Origin of the sequence: Pseudomonas sp. Z3-6 (genome assembly GCF_051131985.1) — a bacterium.
In the GTDB taxonomy this organism is placed as follows: Bacteria; Pseudomonadota; Gammaproteobacteria; order Pseudomonadales; family Pseudomonadaceae; genus Aquipseudomonas; species Aquipseudomonas zanjanensis.
In genome coordinates this window covers 5,435,008-5,450,212 of record NZ_CP071644.1, presented here as the reverse complement: position 1 = coordinate 5,450,212, position 15,205 = coordinate 5,435,008, and the positions used below count along the sequence as shown (strand labels likewise).

15 protein-coding genes and 1 pseudogene are annotated in these 15,205 nt (G+C 61.5%); 9 read left to right on the top strand and 7 right to left on the bottom strand.

Translation table 11 applies throughout. From position 1 onward, the window contains the following. Positions 1–6 precede the first annotated feature (6 nt). Positions 7–1,224, bottom strand: a complete 1,218-nt coding sequence (gene alaC, locus J3P88_RS23635; RefSeq protein ID WP_434571924.1) for an alanine transaminase — start codon at positions 1,222–1,224, stop codon at positions 7–9. A 208-nt stretch (positions 1,225–1,432) separates the two neighbouring features. Here alaC and J3P88_RS23630 point away from each other — a divergent pair, with 208 nt between their 5' ends. Continuing rightward, complete coding sequence (locus J3P88_RS23630) at positions 1,433–2,095, top strand: LysE family translocator (RefSeq protein ID WP_186709184.1); 663 nt, start codon at positions 1,433–1,435, stop codon at positions 2,093–2,095. A gap of 79 nt (positions 2,096–2,174) precedes the next feature. Further along, the gene (locus tag J3P88_RS23625; RefSeq protein ID WP_186730499.1) at positions 2,175–2,663 is read left to right on the top strand and encodes a GyrI-like domain-containing protein; all 489 of its coding nucleotides are present in this window, start codon (positions 2,175–2,177) and stop codon (positions 2,661–2,663) included. Positions 2,664–2,674: 11 nt separating this feature from the next. On the opposite strand, the gene J3P88_RS23620 is transcribed toward J3P88_RS23625, so the two are convergent. Both J3P88_RS23620 and J3P88_RS23615 read right to left on the bottom strand, forming a co-directional pair. After that, on the bottom strand, positions 2,675–3,280 hold the full coding sequence (locus J3P88_RS23620) for a pyridoxamine 5'-phosphate oxidase family protein (RefSeq protein ID WP_434576603.1): 606 nt from the start codon (positions 3,278–3,280) through the stop codon (positions 2,675–2,677). A gap of 34 nt (positions 3,281–3,314) precedes the next feature. Continuing rightward, positions 3,315–3,800 (bottom strand): GNAT family N-acetyltransferase, encoded by a 486-nt coding sequence (locus J3P88_RS23615; protein ID WP_186709182.1) that lies wholly within the window; start codon positions 3,798–3,800, stop codon positions 3,315–3,317. 141 nt (positions 3,801–3,941) lie between these two features. Here J3P88_RS23615 and J3P88_RS23610 point away from each other — a divergent pair, with 141 nt between their 5' ends. The 4 genes and pseudogenes from J3P88_RS23610 (at position 3,942) to J3P88_RS23595 (ending at position 6,221) form a co-directional block, all read left to right on the top strand. After that, positions 3,942–4,376 (top strand): YybH family protein, encoded by a 435-nt coding sequence (locus tag J3P88_RS23610; RefSeq protein WP_434571921.1) that lies wholly within the window; start codon positions 3,942–3,944, stop codon positions 4,374–4,376. Between the two features lie 67 nt (positions 4,377–4,443). Next, a complete protein-coding gene (locus tag J3P88_RS23605; RefSeq protein ID WP_186709173.1) occupies positions 4,444–4,788 on the top strand; it encodes a YciI family protein in 345 nt (114 codons plus the stop codon). A 60-nt stretch (positions 4,789–4,848) separates the two neighbouring features. Next, positions 4,849–4,986, top strand: a pseudogene (locus J3P88_RS23600) (SRPBCC domain-containing protein); the annotation flags it as partial. Next, positions 4,986–6,221 carry an RNA polymerase sigma factor gene (locus tag J3P88_RS23595; RefSeq protein WP_434571919.1) on the top strand — a complete coding sequence of 412 codons (1,236 nt, stop codon included), beginning with the start codon at positions 4,986–4,988 and terminating at the stop codon, positions 6,219–6,221. The pseudogene J3P88_RS23600 and the gene J3P88_RS23595, both read left to right, overlap by 1 nt. A 439-nt stretch (positions 6,222–6,660) precedes the next feature. Here the strand turns inward: J3P88_RS23595 and J3P88_RS23590 are convergent, their stop codons facing one another. The 4 genes from J3P88_RS23590 to J3P88_RS23575 form a co-directional block, all read right to left on the bottom strand. Continuing rightward, positions 6,661–8,004 (bottom strand): imelysin family protein, encoded by a 1,344-nt coding sequence (locus tag J3P88_RS23590; RefSeq protein ID WP_434571917.1) that lies wholly within the window; start codon positions 8,002–8,004, stop codon positions 6,661–6,663. Between the two features lie 269 nt (positions 8,005–8,273). Next, a complete protein-coding gene (locus J3P88_RS23585) occupies positions 8,274–10,325 on the bottom strand; it encodes a putative bifunctional diguanylate cyclase/phosphodiesterase (protein ID WP_434571915.1) in 2,052 nt (683 codons plus the stop codon). Positions 10,326–10,620: 295 nt separating this feature from the next. Then, positions 10,621–11,217, bottom strand: a complete 597-nt coding sequence (locus J3P88_RS23580; RefSeq protein WP_122566812.1) for a superoxide dismutase — start codon at positions 11,215–11,217, stop codon at positions 10,621–10,623. A gap of 176 nt (positions 11,218–11,393) precedes the next feature. Beyond that, the gene (locus J3P88_RS23575; RefSeq protein WP_434571913.1) at positions 11,394–11,996 is read right to left on the bottom strand and encodes a LysE/ArgO family amino acid transporter; all 603 of its coding nucleotides are present in this window, start codon (positions 11,994–11,996) and stop codon (positions 11,394–11,396) included. A gap of 96 nt (positions 11,997–12,092) precedes the next feature. Here J3P88_RS23575 and J3P88_RS23570 point away from each other — a divergent pair, with 96 nt between their 5' ends. The 3 genes from J3P88_RS23570 to J3P88_RS23560 all read left to right on the top strand — a co-directional run bounded on the left by J3P88_RS23570 (position 12,093) and on the right by J3P88_RS23560 (position 15,180). Next, the gene (locus tag J3P88_RS23570) at positions 12,093–12,986 is read left to right on the top strand and encodes a LysR family transcriptional regulator ArgP (protein WP_186709163.1); all 894 of its coding nucleotides are present in this window, start codon (positions 12,093–12,095) and stop codon (positions 12,984–12,986) included. Between the two features lie 56 nt (positions 12,987–13,042). Beyond that, positions 13,043–14,032, top strand: a complete 990-nt coding sequence (locus tag J3P88_RS23565) for an NAD-dependent epimerase/dehydratase family protein (protein ID WP_434571911.1) — start codon at positions 13,043–13,045, stop codon at positions 14,030–14,032. A gap of 266 nt (positions 14,033–14,298) precedes the next feature. Continuing rightward, entirely contained in the window at positions 14,299–15,180 is an 882-nt protein-coding gene (locus J3P88_RS23560; RefSeq protein ID WP_186709159.1) for an ATPase, read from the top strand. Positions 15,181–15,205: the final 25 nt, after the last annotated feature.

Sequence of the window (15,205 nt, the reverse complement as noted above, 5' to 3'; positions counted from 1 at the left end):
TTGGTGTCAGGCGTTAGGTTTGCTTACCAGCCCATCCGCCCGAAACATCCCACGGATCCCCCGCACAGCCTGGCGAATCCGGTCCTGGTTCTCGATCAGCGCAAAGCGCACATGATCATCTCCATATTCCCCGAACCCCACCCCCGGCGAGACGCAGACCTTGGCTTCGGCCAACAGCTTCTTGGCAAATTCCAGCGAGCCCAGGTGCGCATAGGCATCGGGAATTTTCGCCCAGACGTACATCGAAGCCTTGGGGTTTTCCACCATCCAGCCCAGCTCATGCAGGCCCTTGACCAGCACATTGCGGCGTTGGCGGTACTGTTCGGCGATGTCGCGCACGCATTGCTGGTCGCCTTCGAGAGCGGCGATGGCGGCCACTTGCAGCGGGGTGAAGGTGCCGTAGTCGTGGTAGCTCTTGATCCGCGCCAGGGCGCTGACCAGTTCCGGGTTGCCGACCATGAAACCGATGCGCCAGCCGGCCATGTTGTAGCTCTTGGACAGAGTGAAGAACTCCACCGCGATGTCTTTGGCGCCAGGCACCTGCATGATCGACGGGGCTTTCCAGCCGTCATAGACGATGTCGGCGTAGGCCAGGTCGTGGATCACCAACACGTCGTACTGCTTGGCGAGGGCGATGACCCGTTCGAAGAAGTCCAGCTCCACGCATTGGGCGGTGGGGTTGGAGGGGAAGCCCAGAATCATCATCTTCGGCTTGGGAATCGAGCCGCGAATGGCCCGCTCCAGTTCGTCGAAGAAATCCACCCCTGGCACCAGCGGCACCGAACGCACCTGGGCGCCGGCGATCACCGCGCCGTAGATGTGGATCGGATAGCTGGGGTTGGGCACCAGCACCGTGTCGCCCTGGTCCAGGGTGGCCAGCATCAGGTGTGCCAGGCCTTCCTTGGAACCGATGGTGACGATGGCTTCGCTTTCCGGGTCGATGTCCACTTCATAGCGGTCCTTGTACCAGCGCGAAATGGCGCGGCGCAGGCGTGGGATGCCTTTGGACGTGGAGTAGCCGTGGGTGTCTTCACGCTGGGCGACGGTGACCAGTTTCTCCACGATGTGCGGGGGCGTGGCGCCGTCGGGGTTACCCATGCTCAGGTCGATGATGTCTTCGCCGCGCCGGCGCGCAGCCATCTTCAGCTCGGCAGTGATATTGAATACGTACGGGGGGAGTCGATCGATGCGCGCAAAGCGGCGCGGCGAACCTTGTTCGGCCATTGTTGCCTCGAGATACGTGAGCGCCCGGAACCGTCCGAGCGACGTTGGCCACTGCGGTGGCCTGCGGCGCAAGATAATCGGGCGGATGTCGGATTGTCCAGTAGCCGCGTCGAACTATTTTCGACGACACTGTCGCCCAGGCTGCGGCGCTATCGATGGTCGCCGCGACATGTTTAACCTGTCTCTCCCAATCCTGATGGAATGAATGATGGAATTTTCCAGCGGCTTCCTGCTGAGCCTTTCCCTGTGCCTGGACATTGGCGTGGCCAATATCGCGATGATCACCCTGGCGATGCAGCGTGGCTATTTCCAGGGTTTCGCCTTGGGCCTGGGCACTTGCGTGGGCGACCTGGTCTACGCCGTCCTGGCCCTGGCCGGCATGACCGTGCTGCTGCAATACGAAACGGTGCGCTGGGTGCTGTGGCTCGGTGGTTCTGTGCTGTTGCTGTATTTCGCGGCGAAGATGATCCATTCGGCGATCTATCACAGCACCGTACTGGCCGAGGCGGGCGAGGTGCAGGGCAACTCTTCGCGCCAGGAGTTTTTTCGCGGGATTTTCCTGGCCATGTCATCGCCCAGTGCCATCCTCTGGTTCGCGGCGGTGGGCGGCACGCTGATTGCTCGTTCGGGCGGCGGAACCTTGCTCAGCTCGGCGCTGTTCCTCAGCGGTTTTCTCTGTGCCGGGCTGCTGTGGTGCGCGGCCTTGTGCCTGGCCGCGACCCAGGGCGGCAAACTGTTGGGGGATAAACTGTTGCGCTATTCCTATTGGGCATCTGCCGCGATCTTCTGCTATTTCGCAGTATATGTGATCGTTTCTGGCTACAACGAGTTTGTAGGAAAAACCGGCACCGGCACTGTGCCTGGCTTCTGACAAGCGAAACGGTCCTGCCAATCACGGTTTGGCTTCTATACTGCCAAACCCGACTTCACGTTTGCTGGAGTGTTGCCGCATGGAAAAGCACAAACGCGATTGCACAACCGAACCACGCTTTGAGCAGGGACGTTTTCAGCTGATCGCCGGCTTTGGTGCCCGGTTTACCGAGGACACCGCCCAAGACATCCCTTTGCTCTGGGAAAAGTTCCTGCCCTGGCTCGGCAAAGTGCCAGGGCAGAAAGATGAAGTGACCTACGGCGTGTGTTGCAACCCGGACGGGAAGGGTGGGTTCGAATACATCGCCGGCGTAGAGATCAGTCGGCTCGACGATCTGCCGGAGCAATACCGTTGGATCGAAATCCAGCCAGGGCATTACGCGGTCTTCGAACACAAGGGGCCGTTGAAACAGCTGCCGGACACGTTCCAATACATCTGGAATGAGTGGTTGCCGCATTCCGGCCACGAAGCGGCCGAGCTGCCGGAGTTCGAGCGCTACAGCGAGGATTTCAACCCCAGGACCGGCCAAGGCACCCTGGAGATCTGGATCCCGCTCAAGCCGAGCTGATCGTCGCGGCTTCAGTACAAACTGGCCTGCACCCGCGCAGGCGCTTCACGGTCGTAAGTCTCGGCATCGAACTGCCCATCATTCAAACGCTTGTGGATCGCCCCGGCGCTGGGCAGGGCTGAGCGCTCGAGATGGCGGGCCGGGTTCCACAGATCTGAACGCACGATGGCTTTGGCACAATGGAAAAACGCCGCTTCGACCGTCACCAGCAGCACGGTGCGAGCCGGCTTGCCGTTGACCGCAAAGCGTTCCAGCAGTGCCGGTTCGGCGCTGATCCGGGCGGTGCCGTTGACCCGCAAGGTCTCGCCATTGCCTGGAATGAGGAACAGCAGCGATACCCGTGGATCGTGCAAAACGTTGCGCAGCGTGTCGATGCGGTTGTTGCCGGGACGATCCGGCAGGGCCAGGGTCCGCTCGTCGAGGATCTGCACAAAACCTGGCACGTCGCCCCGGGGCGAGCTATCGAGGCCGTCGGGGCCTGCGGAACCGATGACCACCAGCGGCGAGGCCCGGACCATCGCCTGATAATCCTCGTTCAAAAACGGGATCTGTTTACGCACTGCCCGTTCGTGAGGCAAGCCATACAGGGCTTCCAACTGTTCAATCGACGTCACCATCATCCATTCATCCTGAGTCTATGGGCCAAGGTCTTCAAAACATCAACCCCATCCGCCGCTCATAACCGATGCGGCCCTTGTAGGCTTCGCCACTGTCGACCCAGCCCATCCGGGTGTACAGGCCGATGGCCGAGTCGTTGTCGGCGTCCACCGAGAGCTCCAGCCCGCGGATCTCCGGCCAGGCGGCGCGCGCCACGGCGGGCAGCGCCTGCAGGCAGGCCTTGCCATAACCTTGGCCCTGGGCCCGGTGGTCGACTTGCAGGGCATGCAGGGTGGCGCTGTGTTCGTTGGCCCAGGCGGGCAGTACCGGTGGGCGCTTGAGCAGCAGGAAGGCCACCGGCACCTCCTGCGCCAATAGCGCAAAGCCTTTGACCCCGGGGCCGGGTTTGGACAGCAGCGTATGCAGGGCGCCGTGGATATCGCCGGCGAACTTGATCTGTCCGGGGTGGATTTCGATGGCGGTGACCTGTTCGCGTTGACGCGGGGTCAGGTCTTCGTAGGGGACGAGCTGAACGGTCACAAAAACATCCATTGTTTGCCGGCTAAATGAGACGTGGATTCTAGCGAATTTTTTCTTTGGATTATTTTTGTTGGATTGTCGATTCGCTGTTTCTCCAAACGACCAAGGGTGTCTTCAACAAAAAAACTGCGGAGAATCACCATGAATACCCAAACCACTGAAACCCAGATCCAGGCCCTGATCGACACCTATCGCCAGGCCGTGATGACCAAGGACGTTGAAAAGGTCATGGCGCTCTATGACGAGGACATTGTCTCGTTCGATGCCATCCAGGCCTTGCAGTTCAAGGGCAAGGCCGCTTACCGGGCCCATTGGCAAGCCTGCATGGAAATGTGCCCCGGCCCGCACAAGTTCGACTTTCATCAGGTCAAGATTACCCCGGCCGATAACATCGCCTTCGCCCACTGGCTCGCCTATTGCGGCGGCACCAACGAAAAGGGTGAGGAGCAAGCCTGCTGGATGCGCGTGACGGCCTGCTATCAGTGTGTTGCCGGACAATGGCGGATCGTCCATGAACATTGGTCCGCCCCGTTCGACCCGATGGCCGGGACGGCGCTGTTCGACCTGCAACCCTGATCGTCGGTTTTTTTGCCGAGGGTCATTCTGCCGTCCATAGTTGATCAGTCCGATCACGGAGCCTTCCATGAAGTACCTATGCCTGGTGTATAGCAACGAACACACGCTGCACAATTCGCCCGACAGCCCGGAGGACGCCGAGTGCATGGCCTATGCCGAGTCGATCCAGGGCAGCGGGCGCATGGTGGCCGCCGAGGCCCTGGAGTCGGTACAGACCGCCACGACGGTGCGCATGCGCGGCGGCAAGCTGTCGATCACCGACGGCCCGTTCGCCGAAACCAAGGAGCAACTGGCGGGCTTCTATTTGATCGACGCCAAGGACCTCAACGAAGCCATCCAGGTCGCCGGCAATATTCCGGCGGCCCGGGTCGGCTGCGTCGAAGTACGACCGGTACGCCAACTGAACCCCTGAACAACAAGCACAAACAGGATTTCATTCATGAACCTCACAACTGCCTCTCATGCGTTATCCCAAACCCGTTACACCGCCCGTGCGCTGCACTGGAGCGAGGAGGATCGCCAGGCGCACGAAGCCATGGGCTTCCATGAAGGGTGGGGCGAGAGCCTGGACCGGCTTGAAGCGCTGGTTACCCGAGGCATGCCCGACTGATGTCGGCCGAAACGGTCAAGGCGCGGGTCGAGCAGGTGTATCGGCAAGACTCGCGACGGATCCTGGCGACGCTGATTCGCCTGTTGGGGGACTTCGACCTTGCGGAAGAGGCCTTGCACGAGGCTTTTTTCATTGCGGTCGAGCGCTGGCAGCGCGACGGCGTGCCGGACAATCCACGGGCCTGGCTGGTGTCTGCCGGGCGTTTCAAGGCCATCGACAGTTTGCGCCGGCGGGCGCGTTTCGCCGCGTCCCAACCAATGTTGATCGCCCAACTCGAGGAACTGGAACAGGGCCAGTGGAGTGACGAAGACGTGGAAGACGATCGCCTGCGGCTGATTTTTACCTGCTGCCACCCGGCCCTGGCGGCGGATGCCCAGGTGCCCCTGACGCTGCGGGAAGTCTGCGACCTGACCACCGAGCAGATCGCCCGGGCATTCCTCGCCGCCCCGGCGGCCATTGCCCAGCGCATCGTGCGGGCCAAGGCGAAAATCCGCGATGCCAGGATCCCCTACCAGGTGCCGTCCCGGGCGGAGCTGCCGGAGCGTCTGGACAGCGTGCTGCGGGTGATCTACCTGGTGTTCAACGAAGGGTACTCGGCGTCGATGGGCGCCGAGCTGACCCGCGAAGACCTGACGCGCGAAGCCATCCGCCTCGGGCGTCTGCTGATGGAGTTGCTGCCCGAGGCCGAGGTCATGGGGCTGCTGGCGTTGATGCTGCTGCACGAATCCCGGCGACCGGCGCGAACGTCGTCGACCGGTGAGCTGATCCTGCTGGATGAACAGTCCCGATCCTTGTGGGATGCCGAGCTGATCGCCGAGGGCTGCGCGTTGGTGGAAGCCGCGTTGAAGACCCGGCGGTTCGGGCCGTACTGCTTGCAAGCGGCGATAGCGGCGGTGCATGCCGAAGCGCCGACGGCCGATGAGACCGATTGGCCGCAGATCGTCGGGCTCTATGATGTGCTGCTGCGGGCCGTGCCGTCGCCGGTGATCGAACTCAACCGAGCCGCCGCCCTGGCCAAGCGCGACGGGCCCCAGGAAGGGCTGCGCCTGGTTGACGGAATACTCGCCAGGGGCGATTTGACGGACTATCACCTGGCCCATTCGGCACGGGCGGAGTTCTGTCGGCAGTTAGGGCAGGTGGAGGAGGCGCGGGCCGCCTACCGACGTGCGCTTGAACTGACGCAGCAACTGCCGGAACGGCGGTTCATTGAAGCCAGGCTCGCCGGGTTGCAGTGATGAACCACAAGAACAACGAAATTCCTGTGGGAGCGGGCTTGCTCGCGAAAACGCCGGCGCAGTCAAGACAGTTGTTGATTGACCCACCGTCTTCGCGAGCAAGCCCGCTCCCACAAGGGAAGTGATGACTGATCGCACATCTTCGAAACACCGGAAACCACTGTGGGAGCGGGCTTGCTCGCGAAAGCGTCGGCGCAGTCAAGACAGTTGTTGCTTGACCCACCGTCTTCGCGAGCGAGCCTGCTCCCACAAGGGAACTGATGGCAGACCTCGCATTTTCGAAACGCCAGAAACCACTGTGGGAGCGAGCCTGCTCGCGATAGCGGTGGATCAGCCAACATCGATGTCGACTGACATTCCCCTATCGCGAGCAAGCCCGCTCCCACAGGTTTAGTGGTTTGGCTGGCTGCGTTAATCCGTTTCAGCCAGCCGGCGTTGATCAGAACTCGTGATCAGCGCTGTCCGGGTTCAGGTCGCTGATGCCCAGTTTGCCCGCGGCCTGTTCGATCGAACCGGTCTGCTTGACCAGGGCGGCGATGGCGTCGCGGACGATCTGGTTGCCAGCGGTGTTGCCGGCGGCGATCAGTTGGTCGTAGTGCTCACCCTTGTTGGCGTGATCGACCATGACCTGGATCTTGGCCTCGGTGTCGGCCAGGTCGGCCTTGAGCGCGGTGTCCGCGGCCGGGTCGGCCTTGGCGACCAGCGACGACAGGCTGGCGCCGGTCAGCTTGCTGCCGTCGACGCGGGTGTATTCGCCCAGGTACACGTTACGCACACCCTTGGCATCGTAGAAGTGCGAGTAGTGGGTGTTGTCGCTGAAGCAATCCTGCTCGTCTTCAGGCGAGTTGGCTTCCAGGGACACCTTCATGCGCTCGCCCGCCAGTTCACCCAGGGACAGGCTGCCCATGCCGAACAGCATCTTGCGCAGGCCGCTTTCGGCCGGCTCGGCTTCCAGGGTGGCGCGGTAGTTGTCGGCCACGTTCGGCTTCCAGTTGCCGACCATTTCCTGCAGGTCGTTGACCAGCAGTTGGGTCACGGACTTGAGGTAGGCACGACGACGGTCGTTGTGGCCGCCGGTGGCGCCGGCGCCTTCCAGGTAATCCGAAGCTGGGCGATTGCCAGCGCCCGGACCGGTACCGTTGAGGTCTTGGCCCCACAGCAGGAATTCGATGGCGTGGTAGCCGGTGGCGACGTTGGCCTCGGAACCGCCCAGCTCGTTCAGGCTGGCGAGTTTTTCCGGGGTGATGTCTTTGACGTCGACCTTGTCTTCGCCAACCTGGACTTCGGTGTTGGCGATGATGTTGGCGGTGGCGCCCGGGTTGCCCAAGGCGTGTTCGTAGGACTTGTCGACGTAGTCGATCAGGCCTTCGTCCAAGGGCCAGGCGTTCAATTGGCCTTCCCAGTCGTCAATGATGGTGTTGCCGAAGCGGAACACTTCGCTTTGCAGGTACGGTACGCGTGCGGCGACCCAGGCAGCCTTGGCGGCTTTCAGGGTCTCGGCGTTCGGCTTGGCCAGGAACGCGTCGACGGCGGTTTGCAGGGTTTTCGCCGTGGATTCGGCATCGCTGTAGACGGCGTAGACGATGTCGGCGTAGTGCGCGACAACAGCCTTGCCGGCGGCTTCGTCGATTTTGCCAGCGGCAGCAGGGGCGACCGGTGCCGCAGTGCTGGCGGCCGGCGTTGGCGCTTGCGGCGCGGCGGCCTTGTCTTTGCCTTCGCCGCAACCGGCGAGGGAAATAGCGATGGCCAGCAGACTGGCGGTAGCCAGGGGCATACGAATCATGGCGAACATCCTGCTTCGGTGATGGATGGGACAGGCGCGAGGGTGCGCAAAAACTGCGACATAATGCGAAAGATTTGCATTATGTGTAAAGGGTTATGGTTGTAAATATTTCTTGTTTAATGATGAGAATCACCCCCTGTAGGAGGCGTCTGTAGGAGCTGCCGAGCGAAGCGAGGCTGCGATCTTTCCCCTGGCGCTTGAATTCCAAGCGAACAAACCAACGATCGCAGGCTTCGCCAGCTCCTACGAAGGCTTGGCGCTGGGGAGAGTCAGATTATGGAAACCTTGCTGCGCTCGGCCTGCTTCAGGTAAATGCCCAACTCCCGCGCCGGCAGCGGTTTGCTGTAGTAGTACCCCTGACCTTCGTGGCAGCCCTCGGCGATGATGTAGGCTTCCTGCTCCACCGTCTCGACGCCCTCGGCAATGACCTGCATTCCCAGGCTCTTGCCCAACTGGATGATGGCCCGGACGATGGTCGCATCGTCCTCGTCGTCGAGCAGGTCCTGGACGAAGCTCTTGTCGATCTTGATCTTGTCCAGCGGCAGGCTCTTGAGGTAGCTCAGCGACGAATAGCCGGTGCCGAAGTCATCGATGGCAATCAGTGCCCCGGAGCGGCGCAGGCTCAGCAAGTGCTGGGCCGCGGTGGTGATGTCTTCCATCAGGCCGGTCTCGGTGACTTCCAGTTCCAGGCTGCGCGGCGGCAGCCGGTACATCTGTAGGAGATTGTTCACCACTCGCGGCAGCTCGGCGTGGTGCAGTTGCACCGTCGACAGGTTGACCGCCATGCGCAGGTCGAGGAAACCCTGGTCGTGCCATTCGCGCAATTGCCTGCACGCCTGGTCCAGCACCCATTCGCCGATGGCGATGATGGTGCCGTTCTGTTCGGCCAGGGGAATGAACAAGTCCGGCGGCACCAGGCCGTGCTCGGGATGGTGCCAGCGAATCAAGGCTTCGGTGCCGACTATTCGTAGGTCGCGGTAGCTGATCTGCGGTTGGTACACCAGGCTGAACTGCTCGCGGGCAAGGGCCTCGCGCAGGTCTTTCTCCAGTTCGCGACGGCGGCGCATCTCGCTGTCGACGCTGGCGATGTAGAACTGGTAGCGATTGCGCGAGCGGCTCTTGGCCAGGGTCATGGTCTGCTCGGCTTTCTGCAACAGTTTCTCGGTGCTGTCACCGTCTTCGGGGAAGAGGGTGATGCCGATAGTGGCCCGCAGGCGGATCTGCTGATCATCGATGGCGAACGGCGCTTCCAGGTCATCGAGGATGCTCTGGGCCAGCTCGGCGGCCTCGTAGGGCTGCTCGATGTCGGCTTGGACCAGGGCGAACTGGTCACCCCCCAAACGCGCCAGCGCGCCGAGCCGGCCGCTGTGGGCCCGCAGCCGATCCGCCAGGGCCAGCAGCAACTGGTCGCCGGTCTGATAGCTGAACTGCTCGTTGATGCCCTTGAAGTCATCCAACCCCACACACAGCACCGCCACCCGACGTTGCAGGCGCCCGGCGTCCACCAGGATCTTGTCCAGTTGCTGTTGCAGTTGCTGGCGGTTGGGCAGGCCGGTGAGAAAGTCGTACTGGGCCATGCGCAGCAGGCTGTTTTCCGCTTCGTGGCGCAGGTGCGTGTTGCGTTCGATGGATTCGAGCAGTTGGTTGGCCGTGTTGATCCACAGGCCTAGTTCGTTTTGCTCGTGGCCGCGCAACTGCGGGATCTTGTGCGCGCTGGGGCGATCGGGGTTGATTTCGGTCAGGTGCTCGATGATCCGCGACAACGGCTTGGTCAGCAGCCAGTGATAGACCAGGTACAGCACCAAGCCCATGGCCAGGGCCCGTAGCATCCCGGAGATAAAGATGATCACCGAACTGACGATGAAGCCCTCGCCGTAGGTGGCGGTGTCGAGGGTGATGCTCAGGTCGCCGTAATATTCGCTGTAGGGCCCGCGTCCCACCAGTTGCGTGGTGAAGGTGCGCTCTTTGCCCAGGATCAGGTCGGTCAGCCAGCGGCTGTCGGAGTGCGTCAAGGGCCGGGCTTTTTCGGCGAGCATGGTTTCGCGGGGGTGGCCGATGGACGCCATGCGTACGGCTTCGTCCTGGAACAGGCCCTCGATCACCTGCATGCCCATTTCCCGGTCCAGGCTGTAGACGGCCTGGGTCGAAGGGTCGCGGAACATGTCGAGGATACGTTGGGCGTCAGTGGCGACGGCCTGGTTGGTTTTGTAGGCATCGAACACGATCTGGGCGCAGCTCAAGACCACGCCAACTATCAATGCCGAGAGGAGCACGACCCGGAGCAACTTCACAGACAAGCTGTTCTTGAGTTCCAGCTTCAAAGAGTGGTTCCTTGTTCCGTGCGGGTAGCGTCAAGTTGCCATGAGTATTGGCAATCCTGTGATGTCAGTCAAAGGGACAATCAAACACAAGGGTTTTCGCTTGAAACCTGACCGGTATACGTTTTTTCCAGAGTGATTGCTCTACGACCATTGTGTCGGTTGAAAGGCACCGCAACTTGAGGCCCACCGGGATTTTTTCTTGCTTTCCAGACGCGAGGTCTCTCGTCTGCGATCATTTTTCGCCGTGCAAAAAAAACCCGGCATGGCGCCGGGTTTCTTTGGGCTGGCATCGAGCTTACGCAGTGAAGGCTTTACCTTCGAACTGCTCGGCGACGAATTTCCAGTTGACCAGGTTCCAGAACGCTTCGACGTATTTCGGACGAACGTTGCGGTAGTCGATGTAGTAGGCGTGTTCCCACACGTCGCAGGTCAACAGCGGGGTGTCGCCGTTGGTCAGTGGGTTGCCGGCGCCGATGGTGCTGGCCAGGGCCAGGGAACCGTCAGCCTTTTTCACCAGCCAGCCCCAACCGGAACCGAAGGTGCCGATGGACGTCTTGCTGAACTCTTCCTTGAACTTGTCGAACGAACCGAAGGCTGCATTGATGGCTTCAGCCAGCGCGCCGGTTGGTTGACCGCCGGCGTTTGGCGCCAGGCAGTTCCAGTAGAAAGTATGGTTCCAGACCTGAGCGGCGTTGTTGAAGATACCGCCCGAGGAAGTCTTGACGATTTCTTCCAGGGTCTTGCCTTCGAACTCGGTGCCAGGCACCAGGTTGTTCAGGTTCACGACATAGGTGTTGTGGTGCTTGTCGTGGTGGTATTCCAGAGTCTCTTTGGAGATGTGCGGCTGCAGTGCATCGTGTGGATAGGGCAGCGGCGGCAATTCGAAAGCCATGGTGATTCTCCTAATCAGGTCAGGTTGCGGTGAGCGCAAGGCCGATCACGGGCGGCCAGACTAGCGCCGGGGAGTTTGTACTCTTTGCGGCGCAGGAGTCGGATCATAGCACCGGGGGTGCGGCATAACCACGCAACAACTGTGTGGAATAGAGGTTCCAGAGCGGTTTGGAATAATCAGCCGGTGACGATCAATTGCATCGCCACGGTAAACATCATCACCGCTACCAAGAGGTCCAGGATCCGCCAAGTGCTTGGGCGGGCCAACCACGGTGCCAGCCATGCCGCGCCGATGGCCAGGGTGAGGAACCATAGCAGCGAGGCACTGGCCGCCCCTATCACGTAGGCACCGGGAACGCTCTGCTGGGCGCCAAGGGAACCGATCAGCAGCACCGTGTCGAGGTAGACGTGGGGGTTGAGCAGCGTCACCGCCAGCGCGCTGAGCAACACCGCCCGCAGCGAGCGTACGGCGTGGTTGTCACTTTGCTGCAGGCTCTGCTTCGAGCAGGCCCGGCGCAAGGCCAGGCTGGCGTACCAGAGCAGGAACGCCGCCCCGCCCCAGCGGGCAATCGACAGCAGCAACGGACTCTGGGCCAGCAAGGTCGCCAGGCCGAAAACCCCGGCGGCGACCAACAGGGCATCGCAGGTGATGCACAGCGCCGCTACCGGCAAGTGATGCTCGCGGCGTAGGCTCTGGGCCAATACGAACGCATTCTGGGCGCCGATGGCCATGATCAGCCCGAGGGCCACCACGAGCCCGTTCACATAGCTTTGCCACATCTTTTTTATCCCCGGTCAGTTGCTGTTGCTGGTCATTTTCCCGGGAATGGCTGTATAAGAAAAACCAATATTGCTGATTGCCCATTAGGATTACTAATGTTCGACTACAAATTGCTCTCTGCCCTGGCCGCCGTGGTCGAGCAGGCCGGTTTCGAGCGTGCAGCCCAGGTGCTGGGTTTGTCGCAGTCGGCTATTTCCCAACGAATCAAGTTGCTGGAGGCGCGTGCCGGCCAGCCCGTCCTGGTGCGGGCCACGCCGCCGGTGCCGACGGAAATCGGCCGTCGGCTGCTCAACCATGTGCAACAGGTGCGGCTGCTCGAGCGTGACCTGCAAAGCCTGGTGCCGGCGCTGGATGAAGAGGGCCTGCCGGAGCGTCTGCGCATCGCCTTGAACGCCGACAGTTTGGCGACCTGGTGGGCCGCTGCCGTGGGTGATTTCTGCGCCGACCAACACCTGTTGCTCGACTTGGTGGTGGAGGACCAGACCGTTGGCCTCAAGCGCATGCGCGCCGGTGAAGTGGCGGCCTGTGTCTGCGCCAGCGAACGCCCGGTGGCGGGCGCCCGCAGTGTATTGCTGGGGGCGATGCGTTACCGGGCGTTGGCCAGCCCGGCCTTCATCGCCCGGCATTTTCCCGGCGGCGTGCGAGCCGATCAACTGGCCCGTACGCCAGCCTTGGTGTTTGGTCCGGATGATTTCCTGCAACACCGCTACCTCGCGTCCGTGGGCGTGGAGGGCGGTTTCGAGCATCATCTGTGCCCCTCGTCCGAAGGTTTCATCCGTCTCGCTGAAGCGGGACTGGGCTGGGGGCTGGTGCCGGAGCTGCAAGTGCGCGAACAGCTGGAACGAGGCGTGCTGGTGGAATTGTTGGCAGATAAACCGATCGATGTGCCGCTGTACTGGCATCATTGGCGCAATGGTGGGCAGTTGCTCGGCTTATTGACCGAGCGACTGATCGCAGCGGCAAGCAGCACGCTGCAAGCAGTACGTTGAGCGCGCAGTGCTTGAAGCTTGTCGCTTGCAGCTGGAAACTGATTTTAGGAGCATTCATGAAGATTTTGGTCACCGGCGCGAGCGGCTTCATTGGCGGGCGCTTTGCGCGTTTCGCCCTGGAGCAGGGCCTGGATGTGCGGGTCACCGGTCGCCGGGCCGAGAGTGTGGAGCACCTGGTGCGGCGCGGTGCGCAATTCGTCCAAGGGGACTTGAGCGACCCGCTGCTGGCCCGCGACCTGTGCCTGGATGTCGAGGCCGTGGTGCATTGCGCCGGTTCCGTTGGGCTGTGGGGCCACTACCAGGATTTCCACCAGGGTAACGTTCAGGTCACGGAAAATGTCGTCGAGGCCTGCCTCAAGCAGAAGGTGCGTCGCCTGGTTCATCTGTCCTCGCCGTCCATTTACTTTGATGGCCGTGACCACCTCGGGTTGACCGAAGAACAGGTGCCCAAGCGCTTCAAGCATCCTTATGCCGCCACCAAGTACCTGGCCGAGCAGAAAGTCTTCGGCGCCCAGGAGTTCGGCCTCGAAGTGCTGGCCCTGCGCCCGCGTTTCGTGACGGGTGCCGGTGATATGAGTATTTTTCCGCGCCTGTTGAAAATGCAGCGCAAGGGGCGCCTGGCCATTGTCGGCAACGGCTTGAACAAGGTGGATTTCACCAGCGTGCAGAACCTTAACGAAGCGTTGCTCAGCAGTCTGCTGGCCAGCGATTCCGCCTTGGGCAAGGCCTACAACATCAGCAACGGCGCACCGGTCCCATTGTGGGATGTGGTCAATTATGTGATGCGCCAGATGGAAGTCCCACAGGTCCGACGTTATCGTTCCTACGGCTTGGCTTACAGCGTCGCGGCCCTGAATGAAGGGGTCTGCAAGCTCTGGCCAGGCCGCCCCGAACCGACGCTGTCGCGCCTGGGCATGCAGGTCATGAACAAAAATTTCACCCTGGACATCAGCCGGGCCCAGCATTATCTCGATTACGATCCGCAAGTCAGCTTGTGGACGGCGCTCGATGAATTTTGCGCCTGGTGGAAACAGTGGCCTGTATGACCCGTTCTGTCAGCTCAACTTCGGCGCCAGAAATCCATATCCTGCGTTGCTGCTCCTCGCCATAGCGGGCTATGACTCGTCGCAGCGCCTTGGCTATGAATTTCTGGCATCCGAATTTGAGCTAACAGAACGAGCCATATAGGCCACCGACGCCCGCTGATCGGCCCGCCATGAACCGAGTGCCCGGTTCGGGGTCAATCGGTGCGGCGGGCGACGGGGTTATACTCGCCGCATCAAGCCATTACCGGTTTCCCAAAGGTCGAACCATGCCCATGCGTAACGATGCCAACGACGACTTCGATGATGTACCGAGCCTGCGGATGCGGGCCGACATTCCCGATGACGATGATTTCCTGCCCAACCGCCAGTCGCCTCACGTGCAAGCGCGCCCGGCGCCGGCTGCCGCGGCGAAGGTCAAGGTCAAGGGGCCCAGTACCGGGCCGCTGTGGGCATTGGTCGGCGCGCTGCTGTGTGCGTTCGGTTTCCTGGCCTGGTGGAGCTTCCAGCAGATTTCCCTGATGGAGCAGCAGTTGGTGGCGACTCAGGAAAGCTTCGCCCGGATCAGTGAAGATGCGGCGGGGCGCTTGCAGGACATCTCCGGCAAGGTGGTCGCCGGGCAGTCCAATGTCATGAGTGACAGTGAAGCCTTGAAATTGCAGATCAAACAGTTGGACAACAAGCTGCAGGAGCAGGCCCGGCAATTCGACGGCAAGCTGCAGGAGCAGTACCGGCAGCAACAAGCCACGTTCGGTCCGTCCGCCGACCTGGACAAGGAACTTGCCCAGCTCATTGCCCAGGCTTCTGACCAGCAGAACACCAACACTCAACTGCAAGCTTCCAACAAGGAGCTCCAAGCCCAGGTCAAGGCGCTGGCCGCTGAGGTGACCGCCTTGAAGAATCAAGGCGAGGGTGGTGCCCTGGATGCCCAGCTCAAGAGCATCGGTGCCGACATCACCGCCCTGAAAAGAGCCACCTCCAACTCTGCCATCGAGCGCCTGGAGCAGGACGTGATCGTGCTCAAGAGCCAGCAGGATAACGGCAACACCGCCGAGTTCGACGCCTTCCGCGGGCAGGTCACCCGTAACATCAATACCTTGCAAGCGCAGATCCAGCATTTGCAGCAGCAACTCAGCGCTCGGGCTCAATAAGCCTGATGTTCGGCCAGCGCCTATC

What these genes read in the sequence shown, in the direction of transcription:
- alaC (WP_434571924.1), bottom strand. Translation starts at nt 1,224, where the DNA reads ATGGCCGAACAAGGTTCGCCGCGCCGCTTTGCGCGCATCGATCGACTC.
- J3P88_RS23630 (WP_186709184.1), top strand. Translation starts at nt 1,433, where the DNA reads ATGGAATTTTCCAGCGGCTTCCTGCTGAGCCTTTCCCTGTGCCTGGAC.
- J3P88_RS23625 (WP_186730499.1), top strand. Translation starts at nt 2,175, where the DNA reads ATGGAAAAGCACAAACGCGATTGCACAACCGAACCACGCTTTGAGCAG.
- J3P88_RS23620 (WP_434576603.1), bottom strand. Translation starts at nt 3,280, where the DNA reads ATGGTGACGTCGATTGAACAGTTGGAAGCCCTGTATGGCTTGCCTCAC.
- J3P88_RS23610 (WP_434571921.1), top strand. Translation starts at nt 3,942, where the DNA reads ATGAATACCCAAACCACTGAAACCCAGATCCAGGCCCTGATCGACACC.
- J3P88_RS23605 (WP_186709173.1), top strand. Translation starts at nt 4,444, where the DNA reads ATGAAGTACCTATGCCTGGTGTATAGCAACGAACACACGCTGCACAAT.
- J3P88_RS23595 (WP_434571919.1), top strand. Translation starts at nt 4,986, where the DNA reads ATGTCGGCCGAAACGGTCAAGGCGCGGGTCGAGCAGGTGTATCGGCAA.
- J3P88_RS23590 (WP_434571917.1), bottom strand. Translation starts at nt 8,004, where the DNA reads ATGATTCGTATGCCCCTGGCTACCGCCAGTCTGCTGGCCATCGCTATT.
- J3P88_RS23580 (WP_122566812.1), bottom strand. Translation starts at nt 11,217, where the DNA reads ATGGCTTTCGAATTGCCGCCGCTGCCCTATCCACACGATGCACTGCAG.
- J3P88_RS23575 (WP_434571913.1), bottom strand. Translation starts at nt 11,996, where the DNA reads ATGTGGCAAAGCTATGTGAACGGGCTCGTGGTGGCCCTCGGGCTGATC.
- J3P88_RS23570 (WP_186709163.1), top strand. Translation starts at nt 12,093, where the DNA reads ATGTTCGACTACAAATTGCTCTCTGCCCTGGCCGCCGTGGTCGAGCAG.
- J3P88_RS23565 (WP_434571911.1), top strand. Translation starts at nt 13,043, where the DNA reads ATGAAGATTTTGGTCACCGGCGCGAGCGGCTTCATTGGCGGGCGCTTT.
- J3P88_RS23560 (WP_186709159.1), top strand. Translation starts at nt 14,299, where the DNA reads ATGCCCATGCGTAACGATGCCAACGACGACTTCGATGATGTACCGAGC.